Origin of the sequence: Frondihabitans sp. 4ASC-45, from assembly GCF_049472575.1 — a bacterium.
Lineage (GTDB): Bacteria > Actinomycetota > Actinomycetes > Actinomycetales > Microbacteriaceae > Frondihabitans.
This window is the reverse complement of the sequence record NZ_JBCEBN010000005.1, coordinates 228,412-245,128: the sequence shown is the minus strand read 5'-3', so window position 1 is coordinate 245,128 and position 16,717 is coordinate 228,412. Positions and strand designations below refer to the sequence as shown.

The 16,717-nt window shown below is 64.1% G+C and carries 14 protein-coding genes and 1 riboswitch; of the genes, 6 read left to right on the top strand and 8 right to left on the bottom strand.

Translation table 11 applies throughout. The features are described from left to right. Window positions 1-79: 79 nt before the first annotated feature. Window positions 80-553 (bottom strand): DUF2017 domain-containing protein, encoded by a 474-nt coding sequence (locus tag VH571_RS10415; protein ID WP_423264492.1) that lies wholly within the window; start codon window positions 551-553, stop codon window positions 80-82. After that, a complete protein-coding gene (gene clpS, locus VH571_RS10410; protein WP_055965199.1) occupies window positions 550-828 on the bottom strand; it encodes an ATP-dependent Clp protease adapter ClpS in 279 nt (92 codons plus the stop codon). The genes VH571_RS10415 and clpS overlap by 4 nt, the downstream gene beginning before the upstream one ends. Window positions 829-885: 57 nt before the next feature. After that, window positions 886-969, top strand: a riboswitch (ZMP/ZTP riboswitch). 68 nt (window positions 970-1,037) lie between these two features. On the opposite strand from clpS, the gene glyA reads away from it, so the two are divergent. Together glyA and VH571_RS10400 are read left to right on the top strand one after the other, a co-directional pair. Continuing rightward, the gene (glyA, locus tag VH571_RS10405; RefSeq protein WP_423264491.1) at window positions 1,038-2,333 is read left to right on the top strand and encodes a serine hydroxymethyltransferase; all 1,296 of its coding nucleotides are present in this window, start codon (window positions 1,038-1,040) and stop codon (window positions 2,331-2,333) included. After that, window positions 2,330-3,244: a bifunctional methylenetetrahydrofolate dehydrogenase/methenyltetrahydrofolate cyclohydrolase gene (locus VH571_RS10400; RefSeq protein WP_423264490.1), complete on the top strand. Its 915-nt coding sequence runs from the start codon at window positions 2,330-2,332 to the stop codon at window positions 3,242-3,244. Before glyA ends, VH571_RS10400 begins: the two co-directional genes overlap by 4 nt. A 195-nt stretch (window positions 3,245-3,439) precedes the next feature. Here the strand turns inward: VH571_RS10400 and galK are convergent, their stop codons facing one another. Together galK and galT are read right to left on the bottom strand one after the other, a co-directional pair. Continuing rightward, window positions 3,440-4,627 (bottom strand): galactokinase, encoded by a 1,188-nt coding sequence (gene galK, locus VH571_RS10395; RefSeq protein WP_423264489.1) that lies wholly within the window; start codon window positions 4,625-4,627, stop codon window positions 3,440-3,442. Beyond that, a complete protein-coding gene (gene galT, locus VH571_RS10390) occupies window positions 4,624-5,730 on the bottom strand; it encodes a galactose-1-phosphate uridylyltransferase (protein ID WP_423264488.1) in 1,107 nt (368 codons plus the stop codon). Before galT ends, galK begins: the two co-directional genes overlap by 4 nt. Window positions 5,731-5,816: 86 nt before the next feature. On the opposite strand from galT, the gene VH571_RS10385 reads away from it, so the two are divergent. From VH571_RS10385 to VH571_RS10370, 4 genes are all read left to right on the top strand, one after another. Next, window positions 5,817-6,662, top strand: coding sequence for a DeoR/GlpR family DNA-binding transcription regulator (locus VH571_RS10385; protein WP_423264487.1), 846 nt, complete (start codon window positions 5,817-5,819; stop codon window positions 6,660-6,662). After that, window positions 6,659-7,606: an aldose 1-epimerase family protein gene (locus VH571_RS10380; RefSeq protein WP_423264486.1), complete on the top strand. Its 948-nt coding sequence runs from the start codon at window positions 6,659-6,661 to the stop codon at window positions 7,604-7,606. The genes VH571_RS10385 and VH571_RS10380 overlap by 4 nt, the downstream gene beginning before the upstream one ends. A gap of 724 nt (window positions 7,607-8,330) precedes the next feature. Then, on the top strand, window positions 8,331-8,570 hold the full coding sequence (locus VH571_RS10375) for a helix-turn-helix domain-containing protein (RefSeq protein WP_423264485.1): 240 nt from the start codon (window positions 8,331-8,333) through the stop codon (window positions 8,568-8,570). A gap of 139 nt (window positions 8,571-8,709) precedes the next feature. Next, window positions 8,710-8,949 carry a hypothetical protein gene (locus tag VH571_RS10370; protein ID WP_423264484.1) on the top strand — a complete coding sequence of 80 codons (240 nt, stop codon included), beginning with the start codon at window positions 8,710-8,712 and terminating at the stop codon, window positions 8,947-8,949. Window positions 8,950-9,197: 248 nt separating this feature from the next. Here VH571_RS10370 and VH571_RS10365 read toward each other — a convergent pair whose 3' ends face one another. From VH571_RS10365 to VH571_RS10350, 4 genes are all read right to left on the bottom strand, one after another. Next, window positions 9,198-9,929, bottom strand: a complete 732-nt coding sequence (locus VH571_RS10365; protein ID WP_423264483.1) for a DUF3800 domain-containing protein — start codon at window positions 9,927-9,929, stop codon at window positions 9,198-9,200. Between the two features lie 391 nt (window positions 9,930-10,320). Beyond that, window positions 10,321-10,518, bottom strand: coding sequence for a hypothetical protein (locus VH571_RS10360; protein WP_423264482.1), 198 nt, complete (start codon window positions 10,516-10,518; stop codon window positions 10,321-10,323). 96 nt (window positions 10,519-10,614) lie between these two features. Next, window positions 10,615-11,565: a hypothetical protein gene (locus VH571_RS10355; protein ID WP_423264481.1), complete on the bottom strand. Its 951-nt coding sequence runs from the start codon at window positions 11,563-11,565 to the stop codon at window positions 10,615-10,617. Then, the gene (locus VH571_RS10350; RefSeq protein ID WP_423264480.1) at window positions 11,562-15,464 is read right to left on the bottom strand and encodes a phage tail tape measure protein; all 3,903 of its coding nucleotides are present in this window, start codon (window positions 15,462-15,464) and stop codon (window positions 11,562-11,564) included. The genes VH571_RS10355 and VH571_RS10350 overlap by 4 nt, the downstream gene beginning before the upstream one ends. Window positions 15,465-16,717 lie beyond the last annotated feature (1,253 nt).

Sequence of the window (16,717 nt, the reverse complement as noted above, 5' to 3'; positions counted from 1 at the left end):
CCCNNCMCCCSCCGACTCTCAATAACACCCGCCGACTCGCGGCCCCGCCGATCCGCTGCGGCGTCAGGGGCCGCACAAGCTACCGGTCGACCGCACGCACCAGCGACTCCTGCACGAACCCGAGCCATTCGTAGACGTTCTCGAGCATCGCCCGGTCGTCGGAGGCCCCCGCCGCGAAGCCCTCATCGGTCAGGCCGAGCCGGCTTGCGAGCGTCAGCCGCAGGTCGGTGAGACTCCGCAGCCACGCCTGTTCGGCCTCGGGCGTCAGCGGCGCCTTGTGGTCGGCCGACGCGAGGCTCTCGCGGACCATCTCGGCGTTGCGGATCTTGCCCGCCGTCAAATCGTCGACCGTCAGCCGCCGGAACTCGGCATTCGCCTCGTCGTCGTCGGCGTACCCGGGCGGAAGAAGGCGAGACACCGCAGGATCCGACTCGTCTCGCCCTTCGAGCAGGGCCACCAGTTGCCCGGAGAGTTCGGCGATCAGCGACTTCTCCTCCTCCCCGAGCCCCACGTGCACGCCATCTCGTCTGCGGTGGAACGGCAGCAGGCTCACTCGTCGGCCTTCGACACGGTGGCCCAGAGTCCGTAGCCATGGAGGGCGTCGACGTGCATCTCCATCTGCTCGCGGGCACCCGTCGCGACGACGGCCCTGCCCTTGGTGTGCACCTGCATCATGAGGCGCTCGGCCTCCTTTCGGTCGAAACCGAAGTAGCTGCGGAAGACGTACGAGACGTACGACATCAGGTTGACGGGGTCATCCCAGACCAGCGTCACCCAGGGGACATCGGGGGCGACTCGCTGCCGAGTGTCGGTCTCGTCGAGGGTCATGCTCACCCCTCCAGGGTGGCACGACTCATTGAGTGCTGTCGGTGGGAGTTGGTATGCTCGACGCGTCGCGACTGGCGTTCGGGTGGTCTACCACCGGGGAGCGACTGACACGGTTGGTGGCCGTACGCCTGGGCTGCCGCTGGCCCCCGACTGAGCCGAAACCGGCCCTGTCGGATCCTGCTTTCTATCCGTGTGCATTGGAGTCTTCTATGACCACCGTTTCCCCCCAGAACACAGTCAATCGCCAGCCCTCCACCTTCAACTCCCCGCTCTCCGAGGTCGACCCCGAGATCGCGGCGGTCCTCGAGCAGGAGCTCGGCCGTCAGCGCGACTACCTCGAGATGATCGCCAGCGAGAACTTCGTTCCGCGCGCCGTGCTCGAGTCGCAGGGTTCGGTGCTCACCAACAAGTACGCCGAGGGCTACCCGGGGCGTCGCTACTACGGCGGCTGCGAGTTCGTCGACATTGCGGAGAACCTCGCCATCGAGCGCGCCAAGTCGCTGTTCGGCGCCGACTTCGCCAATGTCCAGCCACACTCGGGTGCGCAGGCCAATGCCGCCGTGCTCGCCGCGATCGCCACTCCCGGCGACACGATCCTCGGCCTCGAGCTCTCGCACGGTGGCCACCTCACGCACGGCATGAAGCTCAACTTCTCGGGCAAGCTCTACAACGCCGTCGCCTACGAGGTCGACCCGAAGACCTACCTGATCGACATGGAGATCGTTCGCCAGCAGGCGCTCGAGCACAAGCCGAAGGTCATCATCGCCGGCTGGTCGGCGTACCCGCGCCAGCTCGACTTCGCCGCGTTCCGCGCCATCGCAGACGAGGTCGGCGCGTACCTCTGGGTCGACATGGCGCACTTCGCCGGCCTCGTCGCCGCCGGTCTGCACCCGTCGCCGCTGCCTCACGCCCACGTCGTCTCGTCGACCGTGCACAAGACGCTCGCCGGGCCCCGCTCGGGTGTGATCCTCTCGAACGAGGAGTCGCTCTTCAAGAAGCTCAACTCGGCTGTCTTCCCCGGCCAGCAGGGCGGGCCGCTGATGCACGTGATCGCCGCCAAGGCCACCGCGTTCAAGCTCGCCGCCGAGCCCGAGTTCAAAGACCGCCAGGAGCGCACCATCCGCGGTGCCAAGCTCCTCGCCGAGCGTCTCATGCAGGCCGACGCGAAGGCGGCCGGAGTCGACGTGCTCACCGGCGGAACAGACGTGCACCTCGTGCTGGTCGACCTCCGCGCCAGCGAGGTCGACGGCAAGCAGGCCGAGAACCTCCTCCACGAGGTCGGCATCACCGTCAACCGCAACTCGGTGCCGTGGGATCCCCGTCCGCCCATGACGACGTCCGGCGTGCGCATCGGCACCCCGGCTCTCGCGACGCGTGGCTTCGGCGACGAGGAGTTCGCCGAGGTGGCCGACATCATCGCGCTCACGCTGATGCCGAACCCCGATGTAGCGGCCCTCGCAGCCCGCGTGAAGGTTCTCACCGACGCGTTCCCGCTCTACGCATGACGACTGCCCCCCAGGCGGCGGCCGAGAGCCTTCAGCAGGCTGTGAAGATCGACGGCACGGCATTGGCTGCGACCGTGAAAGAAGACCTGCGGGTGCGGGTCGCGGCGCTGAAGGCCACGGGCATCCACCCGGGGCTCGGCACCATTCTCGTCGGCGCCAACCCCGGATCCTTGTCGTATGTCGCGGGCAAGCACCGCGACTGCGCCGAGGTGGGGATCGAGTCGATTCGGCTCGACCTGCCCGAGACCGCCTCCGAGAGCGACATCCGCGACGCGATCCGGTTCATGAATCAAAACCCGCTCGTCACGGCGTTCATCATCCAGCTGCCGCTGCCCGAGGGCATCGACCCGACGGCGATGCTCGAGCTGATGGATCCCCTCAAAGACGCCGACGGCCTGCACCCGGTCAACCTGGGTGAGCTCGTGCTGGCCGTGCCGGGCGGTAAAGGATCCATCGATACGCCGCTCCCGTGCACGCCGCGGGGCATCGTCGCCATGCTGCGCGCCTACGACATCCCGATCGCCGGGCAGCACGTCACCATCATCGGCCAGGGGCTGACCGTCGGTCGTCCGCTCGGCCTGCTGCTGACGCGCCTCGAGGCGACCGCGACGCTGACGCACTCGCGCACAGCCGACGTCGCCGCCGAGGTGCGCCGCGCCGACATCGTGGTGGCCGCCGCGGGAGTGGCGGGGCTCGTGAAACCCGACTGGGTGAAGCCGGGCGCCGCCGTGATCGACGTCGGCATCACGCGGGTGCTCGACGCCGAGACGGGCAAGTACCGGCTGCGCGGCGACGTCGACCCCGAGGTCGCGGCGGTGGCGGGCTACCTGTCGCCGGTGCCGGGCGGCGTCGGGCCGATGACGCGGGCCATGCTGCTGGCCAACGTGGTCGAGGCGGCCGAGCGAAAGTAGCGGGCGCCTCGCTGGTCTGCCGACGTCGAGTGCGCAGAAACGGCCGTGGCGCGGTCGGCGCCGGGCCTTTTTCGCGCTTTCGGTGCGACTGGCCGACCCTCCGCCGCGCCGAGAGTACGTAAATGGGCCCCTGACGCACTGTCAGGGGCCCATTTGGCTACTCTCGGCGCCGGGCGGCCGGGCCACGAGAGCGGGTCACCCCTCGAGGCGGTGCGCCCCGTCGGCCGCATGCACGGCGAAGATCGTCGGCTCGCGGTACCCGGCGGCGGCGAATGCCTCGAGCACGGCCGCGGTCACCGTCTCTCGCGAGTCCGACGGCACCAGCGCGATCGCGGCGCCGCCGAAACCCCCGCCCGTCATCCGCGCGCCGACAGCGCCGGTCGACTGCGCGGTCGAGACAGCGAGGTCGAGCTCGGGCACCGAGATCTCGAAGTCGTCGCGCATCGACACGTGCGAGGCGTCGAGCAGCGCGCCGATCGCGCCCGGGCCGGATTCGCGCAGGGTGCGGACGGTGTCGAGCACGCGCTGGTTCTCGGTGATGACGTGGCGCACGCGGCGGTACGTCTCGTCGTCGAGGAGCGACTCGGCGCGTTCGAGGTCGGAGACGTCGAGGTCGCGGAGGGAGGTAACGCCGAGCGCTGCCGCCCCCTTCTCGCACGAGGCGCGGCGCTCGACGTAGCCGCCGGTCGCATGCGCGTGCTCGACGCGGGTGTCGATCACGAGCAGCTCGAGCGAGGCCGGAGCGAAGCCGAGGTCGATGACCTCGGCGTCGAGACTGCGGCAATCGAGGAACACGGCCGAGTCGGCGCGACCGAGAAGCGAGGCGGACTGATCCATGATCCCGGTGGGTGCGCCCACGGCGTGGTTCTCGGAGTACTGCCCGACCGAGGCCAGGAACGGTCGTGTCACGTCGAGGTTCCAGAGGTCGGCCATCGCGACGGCGACGGAGCACTCGATCGCGGCGGACGACGAGAGGCCGGCGCCCACGGGCACATCGGAGTCGACGAAGATGTCGAGGCCGAACGCCTCGGAGAGGTCGATGGCGACGTCGTCGGAGGTCGTCACCTCGGGCAGCTTCTTGGCCAGCGCCCAGGCGATGCCGAAGACATAGGCCGACCAGCCGTCGAGGGTGGCGGGATCGAGTGCGTCGAGTGAGGCCTCGTGCACGACGCCGGGCTCGAACGACGACGATGCACGCAGCAGGCGGTCGTCGCGGCGCCCGACCGTGATGGTCGTCGCCCGGTCGATCGCGAGCGGTAGCACGAAGCCGTCGTTGTAGTCAGTGTGCTCGCCAATCAGGTTGACGCGGCCGGGAGCCTGCCAGCGGCCCACGACCTCGGTGCCGAAGATGCCGTCGAATGTCGGTGAATCGGTGGTGCTCATGCTCGGTCGATGGCCTCTCGGATCAGTTCGGCGCTCTTCTCGGGAACGAGGTCGCCGATCCAGGCTCCCATCGCCGCCTCGGATCCTGCCAGGAATTTGAGCTTGCTCTCAGCCCGCCGCGGCGAGGTGATCTGCAGCATCAGCCGCACGGTGTCGCGCCCGACGTTCACCGGCGCCTGGTGCCAGGCGGCGATGTAGGGCGTCGGGTCGTCGTAGAGAGCGTCGACTCCGCGAAGGATCCGACGGTACATCAGGGCGAGTTCGTCGCGTTCGGCGCTCGTCAGACCCGCGAAGTCGGGCACGTGGCGGTGGGGCAGCAGGTGGACCTCGACGGGCCACCGGGCCGCGAAGGGCACGAACGCGGTGAAGTGCTCACCGGCGAGCACGACGCGGGGGCCGCTCCGCTCGGTGTCGAGGATGTCTTCGAACAGGTTCGGGCCGTACGACTCGATGCTCTGCAGCAGCCGGGTCGTGCGGGGAGTGACGTAGGGGTAGGCGTAGATCTGGCCGTGCGGGTGATGCAGCGTGACGCCGATCGCCTCGCCGCGGTTCTCGAACGGGAAGACCTGCTGGATGCCGGGCAGGGCGCTCAGTGCCTCGGTGCGGTCGGCCCAGGCCTCGACGACGGTGCGGGCACGCGACTCGCTGAGGCTCGCGAACGAGCCGTAGGTCTCGGGGCTGAAGCAGACGACCTCGCAGCGGCCGATCGAGGTGCGGGTGCGCCCGATGCCGATCTCGGAGAGGTCGTCGAGGCTCAGTGGCGCATTGTCGGCGTCGTCGGGGAGGAGCGGCCCGAAGGAGGGCGACCGGTTCTCGAAGACCGCGACGTCGTAGATGTCGGGGATCTCGGAGGGGTTCGTCTCGGTCGCGGGTGCGAGCGGGTCGAGCTCGGCCGGGGGCAGGAACGCGCGGTTCTGGCGCGAGGCCGCGATCGACACCCACTCGCCGGTCAGCACGTCTTGCCGCATGGTCGCCGTCTCGGGGCGCGGGTCGAGGGGGCGCCGGTCGGGCTTCCGCTCGGACGGCAGGGTGGTGTCGGCGTCGTCGAAGTAGATGAGCTCGCGACCGTCGGCCAGGACGGTCGGGCGTTTGACGATGGGCATGCCCCTCCTTGGGATTGCTCTGTGCCCCCGAGATTGCTCGATGCTTTCTCTTGCGAAGGCAAACGAAAGTATACGAAGCTTGAGGGGTGGATTCCACCCCTCGTCCCTCGCAATCGTCCGGCATTGTCTCGCCGCGCCGCCGGGAGGGCATCGTGTCCGTCGTCGAGGCGCACGGTTTCGCCCGCACGACCGATCTGGCTCGCGAGTTCGGCACCTCCGAGGTGACGATCCGCAGCGACTTCGATGCTCTTGCTCTGGCTGGTCGTCTGGTCCGCGTGCACGGTGGGGCGATGAGCGTCGAGCAGTCACCCGTCGAGCGGCCGTTCGAAGAGGTCGCGGCCGTCGGTGCGGCAGCGAAGCGGGCAATCGGCGTGCAGGCGGCCTCGCTCGTGGGCAGTGGCCAGTGCATCGTGCTCGATGTCGGCACCACGACCACGCAGATCGCCGAGGCGCTGCTCGAGCGCACCGACCTGGCCGGGGTCACCATCGTCACCAACGGCCTCACGATCGCCCTCGCTCTCGAGCGTGCTGTTCCGCGGTTCACCGTGATCGTGACCGGCGGCACGCTACGGCCCCTGCAGCACTCGCTCGTCAATCCTCTGGCGACGACCGTGTTCGAGAGCCTCACGGCCGACCTGGCCTTCATCGGCTGCACGGGCGTCGACGTTCGGCACGGCGTCACCAACGTCAATCTGCCCGAGACCGACCTCAAGCGGCTGATGGCCCGAACAGCCCGGCGGTCGTTCATCGTCGCCGACGGGGGCAAGATAGGTGAGGCGCATCTCGGCGTGATCGGGCCTCTCGAGTCGTTCGAGGGCTTGATAACGGCGGGTGCCGCGGCTGACGACGTCCGGGGGCTCCGCGAGGCGGGGCTCACGGTGCTCGAGGCCGACGAGACCGACCGCACTTCCTCTGAGAGAGACTCCCTGTGACCGACACCTTCTCGCCCACCGGCGATCAATATGCCCTCCGTCTCGAGAGCGACGGCCACGTCGTCACAGCGATCGTCACCGAGCTCGCAGCGGGACTCCGGGGCCTCCAGGTCGACGGCAACGCGGTCGCCGAGACCTTCGCCGAGCACGAGAGCCCCCCTTCGGCCTGTGGCATCACGCTCGTCCCCTGGCCGAACCGGGTCGATGGCGGCATCTGGCACCTCGACGGCGCCGAGCAGAAACTCGACATCACCGAGGTCGCCAAGGGCAACGCGAGCCACGGCCTCCTGCGCTACACCGCGTATCGCCCCGTGTCGGTCGAGCCGCACGCGCTGACCCAGGCTGCTTCGGTTTTCCCCCAGCACGGCTACCCGTTCCGTCTCGACACCACTGTCCGGCACGAGCTCGTGGTCGACGGGCTGATCGTCACGCACACGGTCACGAACCGCGGCCCCGGTCGTGCACCGTTCGCCGTCGGATCCCACCCGTTCTTCCGGGTCGGCTCTCACGACCCCGCCACGCTCCGGGTGACCCTCGACGCCGCGACGCGCTTCGAGACGAACGTGCGCAGCATTCCCGTCGGCACGTCGCCCGTCGCCGGCACCCCGTTCGACCTCGCCGGTTCGCCCCTGGTCGGCGACCTCGACATCGACACCTGCTATCGCGACATCGCGCAGGATCCCTCGGGTCACCGGGTCACGACCCTCACCGCGCCCGACGGCTCCTCGACTGCGATGTGGCAAGACGAGTCGTTCCCCTACGTGCAGGTCTTCACCCCGCGGAACTTCCCCCGCGACGGCGTCAAGGGCCTCGCGGTTGCCGCCGAGCCGATGACGGCGCCGGCCAACGCGCTGGCCTCCGGCGAGAGCCTGATCTGGCTCGACGAGGGCGAGACCTGGACCGGCTCGTGGGGTGTGCGCTACTCGGCTGCGGTGGCTGCCTGAGCCGTGGTGTCTGCGCTGGGCTGCCTGAGCTGTGGTCGGCCCGGCTTCAGCGAGACTCCACAAAGTACCCATCTGAGTCGCCCCACATCGGCACTTTGTGGAGTCTCGCCGACGCTGCGCTGCAAAGGTGGGCCCCGTGGGGCTCGAACCCACGACCAACGGATTAAAAGAATGTGGCACGCATTCTCTAGCAAAGCTTGTCAAGGTTTGACATTAAAGCCCGGTCAGAGTCGTATCTTCTAGCAGTGTCTTATGAACGCCTGTCACCGTTTCTTCGGAATAGATTCGGACTTCCTACTTGGTTCTCGACTGTAATTTGTCCGATTCGCTACGTCACTCGCGTGAGGTGGTTCGACCTGCCTCGCGACCTGTCAAGACTCTCGGAATTCGGTCCAGATTCGGTAGCAAACACCCACTTCCGGGCAATCAACTCACACGCTTGGAAGAGCGTGGTCGGACTGTGCTTCCGCGAGCCTGAGACTCAGAACATGACTACATCAGACACTCTCCGAGTTGAGCTGGCCCGTCGCGTAAATCGCTCGCGCGTCCGACAGTTTTTGTCCGTGTCGGAGCTATCCCGAATGTCTGACATTCCTCGGACCACGCTAGGCAGGCAACTTCGAGGGGAGCGGGGAATTGACCTCCCAGACTTGATGACGCTCGGCATCGCGCTGAACGTCAATTTCCTCGATTGGCTGCCTACTGAGCTTAGGAACGAATCCTGATGCCACTAGAAGAGGTCAACTCTCTGGAAGCGACGGCCGAATATCTCAAGATTTCTCCAGAGGTGCTTCGGCGTATGGCTAGGAGTCAACAAATCGGAGCCATGAAAATCGGCGCGAAGTGGCTTTTCCCGCTGGCTGTGATTGAGGCGTACGTGGAGCAAATAACGCGACCGCAGATCGATCGGTACCGAACTGGGATGACGCCCCAGAGTCGCGAACGACTGCGGCGGACCAACTGACGTTTGGGCAGCTTCTTGCTGCCGAGGGGAGGGCCCTATTACTTCCGAGACCGATGCCGTGAGGACATTTTCATGGATCCGCACGACCTAGTCGACGCGTGCCGGCGCTGGCGGATCGCATGACCCTTAGGCTTCCTTCATGGCAGCGACTTATGAGCGGTTCGCCCACGGATGGATTCGACGCATCGAAGGCGGCAAAGTAAATGTCTACGTGGGGCGGCACGACATTGAGCCAAATCTGTCCGACCTCGTGGGATGCGTTGCGCCGGATGCCAGTCATCTGCGCGCGTTCTATATCAGGTTCGCCGACCGGCCGCTTGATCTCGGCCTGTTCGACTCTGAGCATGAGGCCGTTGACGCGATCTTCGAAGAAGACTAGCGAGCGACTAGCTGTGGCCGACTATCGACGGGCCGGGGGATGTGTTCGCGTACCTCGGCAGGCCGGAATAGATCTCGATTTGAGGAAGGACGTAAGTCTTGGCGAGACGGGCTTCCAAAACTCATCGGTTACGCCGTGAGGCGAATATTCGAAAATGTCGCTGGGTACTGTTAATCTGTGAATAAGTGGATTGGGAAAGCCCGGTCGGCGTCACAGCTTCCTGGAGTGCCAGGGGGCTTTTCGCTTTTTCAGGGGTAAACCTTTAGCCCCCATCCGTGAACATTGCCCGTCGGAGACCGGCGTAGATGCGGTTCTATGCGTTCCCAAGCGTGGTTGCGTTGTTCAGGGCGCAGCAGGTGGAGTCCGACGGGGCGGGCCAACATGTCGGCAATCTGCAATCCCGCACTATTCGTTTGCTTACTAGCGACACGGAAAGTAAAAGCAGTTGGCATGCCCTTCATCCCGGTGTTGTCCATGATGCGCCGGAATTCGAGTTCCAGATCCCTGTCTTCTTTCTTTCCGCGGCTCTCAAAGACGACGACGGTTTGTTCCCGAGAAGCTCCCCGAGATTGAAGCTCGAGAAAGACGCGCTCAAGACCAAACTCCAATGCAACGTCGTAGGGATTTGTGTCGACCCCGTTACGAGCCTTGAATGGATGTTTTCGGATGGCCGTGGCCACAACCTTGAAGGGTAGGTCGAACACGGAGTCGATTCGGGTCAGGAATTCTTTACGAACGTCGGGCCGCAGCAGGATATCGAAAGGCGGCTCGGCCTTTCGTATTTCCTTCTCGTGGAGAATGACCATGTCGTGATCGAAGAAGTCGAACTTGATTGCCTGGACGGCAGGAACAATCTCCTGCACGTATTCGGTCACTCTGAAAATACAGAACGCCAGAACAAAGATCGGATAGTCGTCATCGATACTCGTGAGGCTATGATCTCCGCTTTCATCAACGTAGACGATGTAGCGACTTGGCATAGAGCCAGAGCCTATTCCACGCCTTCGGGCCCGGAGTCGTGTCGGTGGCTACTTGGATGCTTCTCCCATGGGTGTCAGTGGCAGCGGTGAAGCGATCGGTCGAATTCTTAGCCGACCACCTCAGTCGCACCCATATGCGCACGGCTCCTTCGGGTTCTGGGTGGTACAACAGAAGCCGGCCCCGCCTCTCGGGTGGGTGCTCGCTCGTTCAGAGCATGGCGTTTACGTGATGGACTGCTACGCGTACTGCCGTGATGAGGGAGGTAAACGACCGTGGCTCAAGACTTTTGCTTCACTCAATTCGGCGGTGGCGTGGATGCTGCAGCACGAACGAGAGATCAGAGACCTGATTGACCGGAGCTCCCCTGAACCTGGCGCAGAGTCTTAGGCGCTACTCGATGCGCCTTGGTTCGCCCGTCCCGTGGTACTTCGGCGACCATTCGCCAGTCTTCTCGTAAAGGCGGATGGTCTTGTAGTGGCTGGTGAGAGCGTGCAGGACAGCCGTGCGGATGACGACGTAGAGCACGGCGGCGACAATGACCAAACCGATCAGGTAGCCGAGAAGCTGGCCGATGACGAATGCATCCATGTGTTTCCCCCTTGTTGTAGGTGAAGCGTAGAGGCGAACCCCCCGATCCCCTAGCGGCCCAAGACGTCTCGGGCCGCTTTCCCTCTGCTGGTTGACCTAGAGCGTGGGGAAGATCATCCCGTCGAGACGCAGATACGGCGTCGCGGCCGTCGGAGTGCCAGTGACGATCGTCCCATCGGTGTTGATAAGCACCTTCGAAGTTACGGTGCCCGACCCGTTGGCCTGGTAGGCGGTGTTCTGTGCCGGCGCGATGCCTCCTGGGAGGGTTGCCAAGGTGCTCGCCACAATGTTGCCGCTGTTGGGCTGAATTTGGCCGCGGAGGTAAACCGTCTGCCCTATGCGGCGGTACGCCAGGTTCGAGGTCGCCGTGAACCCGGAGGCGGGGCTGAACCCAACCCATCCGGTGTCGCCGGTGAACTGCTGCCACGAGCCGGCCTGCATCCAGTACAGGTCGCCGCCCTTCACGTAGCCGAGAGTGCCGTCGATCACGTTGGCCGCGTCCGCGTTCATGGCTGTGAGATTTCGGTACCTGATCGGCTGACCGTGGAGGGCGGTGCCCCCGATCGTGTGCGTCAGGATCACCCCTGTCGAACTGGTGGAGATTGCCCTAGCCGGTATGGTGAGCGTCGCAATCTGCACCGCCCCGGTCGGGAGTGCGTTAGGCCGGGGGGATGCAGAAGCGTCGCCCTGCACCACCCCGATAACCGGGTTCGAGTTGGCGTCGCCCTGGTCGGTGTCGTTCTGTTTGATGTAGATGACATCGATCCGGGAGTTGGACGCCGGGGCACCCGCAATGGTGACTGTGTAGGCACCGGAGACGGTGACCAACACGGCCCCGTCGGAGTTCCCGCGACTGACTGCAAAAACAACCTGATCCGTCACAATCAGCGTCATTGAGTTTGTGGTCATGAGCGGGTTTATTGCCCCGTAGAGCACCCCGACCCGTGGGACATCGTTGGCGTTCTTTACCAGTAGTGCCTGCTCGACCAATCGGGCGTCGAGCGCGGTCGAGCCGGACGTGGTGACGAAACCTTTACTGAGCGTCATCGGTTCATCCCCGCAAATTCCCTGTTCAGCTCGCGGCCGAGAATGGTCGCCATAGTTGCCCCGTCTAGGTTGTGCATCGGCTTGAATTCGTTCCTCTGTGTCACGTCACGGGGAATCTGCTTGAGGGCTGCAACCAAAGTCGGCACGTCGATGCCGCCTCCGCTGCCACCGCCTCTCATGTAGACCGGTCGCACGTATCCGCCACTGGAGTAACCGGGGGTGCCGTTCCGGTTCATGGCTTCGAGCACCATCCGGTTACGCGGGTTCGCGGTGGCCCGTGCGTTGGCGACGAACTCGCCAGCATGGACGATGCCCGCCACCTGATTGACCGAGCCAACCCCGGTGTAACCGCCCGCTGCGTACCCCTTAAGCCCGAGACCCTTACCGACGACCTTCCGGAGCAAGAGCCCCTGGGTTTTGAGCTCAGTCGTGATCGTTTTGGCGTTCTTCCGAGCGTCCGCCAATGCCGTCTGAGCGGCCTTAATCTGGGCACCGTAGTTGGCATCTGCCACCTGCTTGCCGATCGCGGCCGACGTCGACTGAACTGACTTGTAGTCGGCGTTCACAGACTTGATACCGGCCCCCGAGAGCGCGTCAAACGACTTAGCCATACGCAATGCCTCGACGGGTGCGAGGCCTGCAATCTGGGCGATTAGAGCGGGGCTAAGGCCTTTCTTTCGTAGCTTGTCGAGGACGGGTGCAAGCTGTTTTAAAGTGGCCGCTGTGCGGGACTGGCCCCGAGCGAACGATGACGCCGAACCAAAGTCGGAGACGCCCTGCCCGGAAAGGTTCGAGGCGATAGACGATGCCAGAGACGATGACTTGTCTTTGAGATCCCCGAGCTTGTCAGCAGCTTTCTCCACTGCTGCCCCGGCTTTATCGGAGGCCTTCTCCAGCTTGAGCATTCGCACTTCCGAGCGGTTGGCCTGGTCGATAAAGGCCTTGCGCGCTTTGGAGGAATACGCGGACGCATCCTGGCCCATTGAGTATAGAGAACGAACGCCCTCGCCCGAGTCGAACTCACCAGCTCGCACGGCGGAGCGGAACGAGATTCGGTCAGACGACGACGCACCAGTGGGGGCATCCTGGGCAGCTTTCAGAGCCTTTTCAGCCGCCGCCGTTCGTGCCTTAGCAGTCTCTAGCCGGCCCTTTGCTGCTGCCGACTTGATGCGGTCATACTCCGCCTGAGAGCGCTTCTGAGCGGCCTCCGCATCGTCCAGCTTCCGCTTCGCCGCACCCACCGCGACCGGGCCACCCTTAGCGAACCTAGGCAGAGATCCCGCGTTCAGCGCCGCAAGCGTGCCAAGGCCGTACTTCTGCACCGACGACGCTTTGACGACGAACTCACCGTTAGAGAGCAGCGTGGGGATGCTGTCGGAGGTGGAGCTGCCAGGGCCGCGAACCTGACCACCAACCGCCTTTTTGTTTTTGATCCCAAGCGCCGCCGCCGTTTCGGGCAGGTACGGGGCTATGGTGTTCGACTCTTTCCGCTGCACGTTGAGCACAGTGGTAATTGACTTAGGCAGAGCGTTGTACTGGGCTCGAAGCTCGGCCGTTTTCTGAGCTGCTGCTTCAATCCCCGTGACCTTGATAGCCGTATTCACGTTCTTGGGAATCAGGCCGAGACGATCGGCGTAAGCAATCGCCTGCTGCTTAGTGAGACCGAACTGCTGAGCCTGAGCGATTAGGGCCGAACGGCCCCTACTGACTGCCGCTGCCGCCGCTTTCTGACTGCCGGTGCTGGTGTAGATCGCACTAGCAGAGGCGAGGGCCGACGAACCGATCGTGTCGAGAGCTGCAGCGTTCGCCCGGCCCTTTTCAGTGCCGACGTCGAGGGTTCGCCCGTTCTCTTTGAGCGCGGCCGTGGCATCGTCAATCGCTGCCTGAAAGTCACGCTGAGTCGAGTTCACGTCGAACTGTGCTTTACCAAAGTTGCTGATCGCGTCCGCGAGATCCTGAATGTCTCCCTCTGCATTGGTTGCCGTGCCCGAGAGCTCAGCGAGCCCATCCGCTTGCTGCTTAGAGGCCGTAACCGCGAGCTGCGCCGCAAGTCGACCCTTGCCCTGAGCAAGGTTCAAAAGCTGCTGTGCGGTAAGCGTTTTCCCCGCACCAGAGGCAAGGTCAGTCAGGGCCGACGCGTAATCAGGCATCGTCTTGAGTAGCTTTTCAGCGGTGTCGTTGCCCCCGCCTGCCGCCTTCACGAGCTTGTTGAACCCGTCCGCTGCGCTCGGAAGATCCGAGTTTGCCAACTCCCCCAGAGTGGTTCCAATCTGCGCGAACTGCGCTTTGAACCGTCGCCCTGTAGCACCTGCCTGAATGCCGACACCGGAAAGGAGATCGCCTACCGTGCGGTTAGCACTGTTGGCCGAGTCAGACAGGTACTCGAGCGCGTCGCCCATGCCCTTTGAGTCCTTCGTCACCAGGTCGAAGAAACCGCCACCGCCAGTGAACTGACTATTGAGGTTGCTCACGTCGCCCAACTTGGTAGCGGCATTCAGTTTGGACACCTGATCGCTAGTCAGGTTCGCCGTGGTGCCGAGCCCGCTGATAGCTGCAGTAGCAACCGCCAGTCCGGCGACGACGCCACCGCCGATACCAATTCCCTTAGCGAGGCGCGTGCTCGTGACGTTCATTGTTTGGAGGGCCACGCGAGCTGCCGCCACCTTGGGGACGATCGCCAGGAAACCGCCACCGACGAGGGCCGACGCTGCGACGACCGTGCCGAGCGCAAGGGCCGTCTGCTGCACGCCAGCGGGTGCCTGTCCGAACGCGTTCACCAGCCCGGTAGCGCCCTGCGTGAGGTCGCGGAGAGCACCGTTGGCACCAGAGCCCGTCTTGATGAGAGCAGTGTCGAGAGAGCCGCCGAGCTGCTCTAGGTCGCCCTTGAGGTTGTCGAGCTTAATCGCGGCCGTCTCAGCCGCGTACCCCGTGTCGTTGGTCTGGTTGATGTATTTCTCGATGCCAGAAGCACCCTCTGTGTAGAGCACGTTCGCCGCACGAACCGCGTCCGAACCGAAGATGATCTTGGAGGCCGTTGCCTGCTGCTCAGGGCTCAGCTTCTTGAGGGCCTGCTGATACTGGCCCGCGAAGTCAGCGATACCAACAAAATCGCCCTGCGCGTCGTAAGCGCTGATCCCAAGCTTCTTGAACTCATCCGCCGCTTCTTTGGAGGACGGCGTGAGCGACTGCAGCATCGTCTTGAGCGACGTACCGGCATCGGATCCCAGGAGGCCCTTGTCTGCGAATGCGGCGAGCACACCAGTCGTTTCCTCGACGCTGAGGCCCGTCTGATTGGCAACCAAGCCCGCCTGACCTAGCGCTGCGGAAAGGTCGGACACGTCGCCCACGGCCTTGCCCGCACCAGCCGCTAGGAGGTCAGCTACGTGGCTGGCCTGGCTACCGTTGAGGTTGAACTGCTTGAGAGTGATCGCTGTCTGCTGAGCTGCGTCCGCGACTTCGAGGCCACCCGCTGCGGCGAGGTTCAAAGCGCCGGCTAGGCCACCACCAAGAATGTCCTTCGAGGTCAGGCCCGCCTTCGACAGTTCCTCGATCGCGTTTGCTGCCTCCGTGGCCGAGTAGACCGTCTTAGCGCCCGCGTCGATCGCTGCGTCTCGGAGCTGGCCCATAGTTGCCGCAGACGCGTGTGTAGCGGCCTGAACGTTGGAGATCGCCTGATCGAAGTCGGCAAACTTCTTGACCGAGATAGCCACCGACGCCGCCGCGACAGCGCCAATCGAGAGCAAGCCTTTACCGAGCTTGTCGAACGATTCGCGCTGCTGCGCCAGCCGTTCAGCAGCGGTGCCGGTAGCTCGCGTAGCTGCTGCGGCCTGATTCATGCCGGTGATGTAGTTAGAAACGTTGGCGGTTAGAGATACCCGCGTGACACGATCTGCGGCCATGACGGCCTCGCTTTCTGCCCTGTTTTAGGGCGCAAAAAAGCCCCACCGGAGTGGGGCTAAAAGGATGATTCGGACTAGATAATGCTTGGATCCCAGGGCTCGTCCGGGATGACTATTTCGTCGTCACCGGGAAGGAAATCGACACCGTTCGCGTCCTTCCACTCCTGACGAGCACCAGACCAGGCGACCATCCGCCAGGAGTCATTGCGCTGTGGCCAGTCCGCAGGGTCGAACTTTGCGAGCTTGGCCGGCAACCGGAACTTATCGACCGCCTGCCGACGCCTCACCGCTCAGCCGAGAGACTCGCGCCACGGACACCAGAACGGTTCTGAGGCACAGCGTCCTCATCCCCAAAAGGGATCCGCAAAGACGCCATGCACTTGGCGAGCGTGAGCGTCTGCTGCCGGAACTCGACCACGGCAGGGTGCATTCGAGCTCCCTGAGATGACGTCATCAGCAATTCACCGTCCGATATGAGCACCTGCAGACGGTCGAGAATGTCGATCGTCCGGCACGCCTGCTGCAGCACTGACTCCTCATGATCGGCCAGCTCAAAGTCTCTTAGAACACGATTCCAGAGACGTTTTCCGCCAGATTGCAGCTCCTTAGGAGCCCTTGCCGCCCGTGATCCTGTCAAAATATCGGCTCCGTTCTCAAGTAAGTACTGGTATTTCGGGCAAAGGGGCGCTTCATCCAGATCGCGGGGACGGATGCCGCCAATACCCGGAGGGGTTTTCTAGTGACGCGAGAGGGGCACTCCCCCTGGCTGTGTTGGTGTGGGATGCTTCCCGGATGGATCTTGGGGCCTTGGTACTTGCTTTGGTGGGTGGTGGCCTCATCGGCTCCCTAGCGACTTATGTTCTAGGCACACGTGGTCTTGCTCTGAAACGCAGGACGGACACAATCGACACCTTCCTACGTGTGTCCTCGCGGGCACATGGCTATCACGATGACGGACAGACGGGCGTCGGCAGTGGCCAACAGATAGCGGCTATCCATTTGGTTGCCGACCTTGGAGCGCGAGATCCATGGCTCTTACAGTCGGCCTTTAGTCAGCTGACTGAACAAAGAGCCGCATTGGCCCTCACAATCGATCGCCTTGATAACGGTGATCCGAGCTTTGAGTCTCGCGATCGGGTAAACCTCGAGACCCTTCATGCTCTTGACGGCGCTCTGATGCGCATCGAGTCTCACCGCTCCCTCAAGATGTGGATGCGGTACATACGTCTCCGGTATCTGACGCGAGTGGCCAC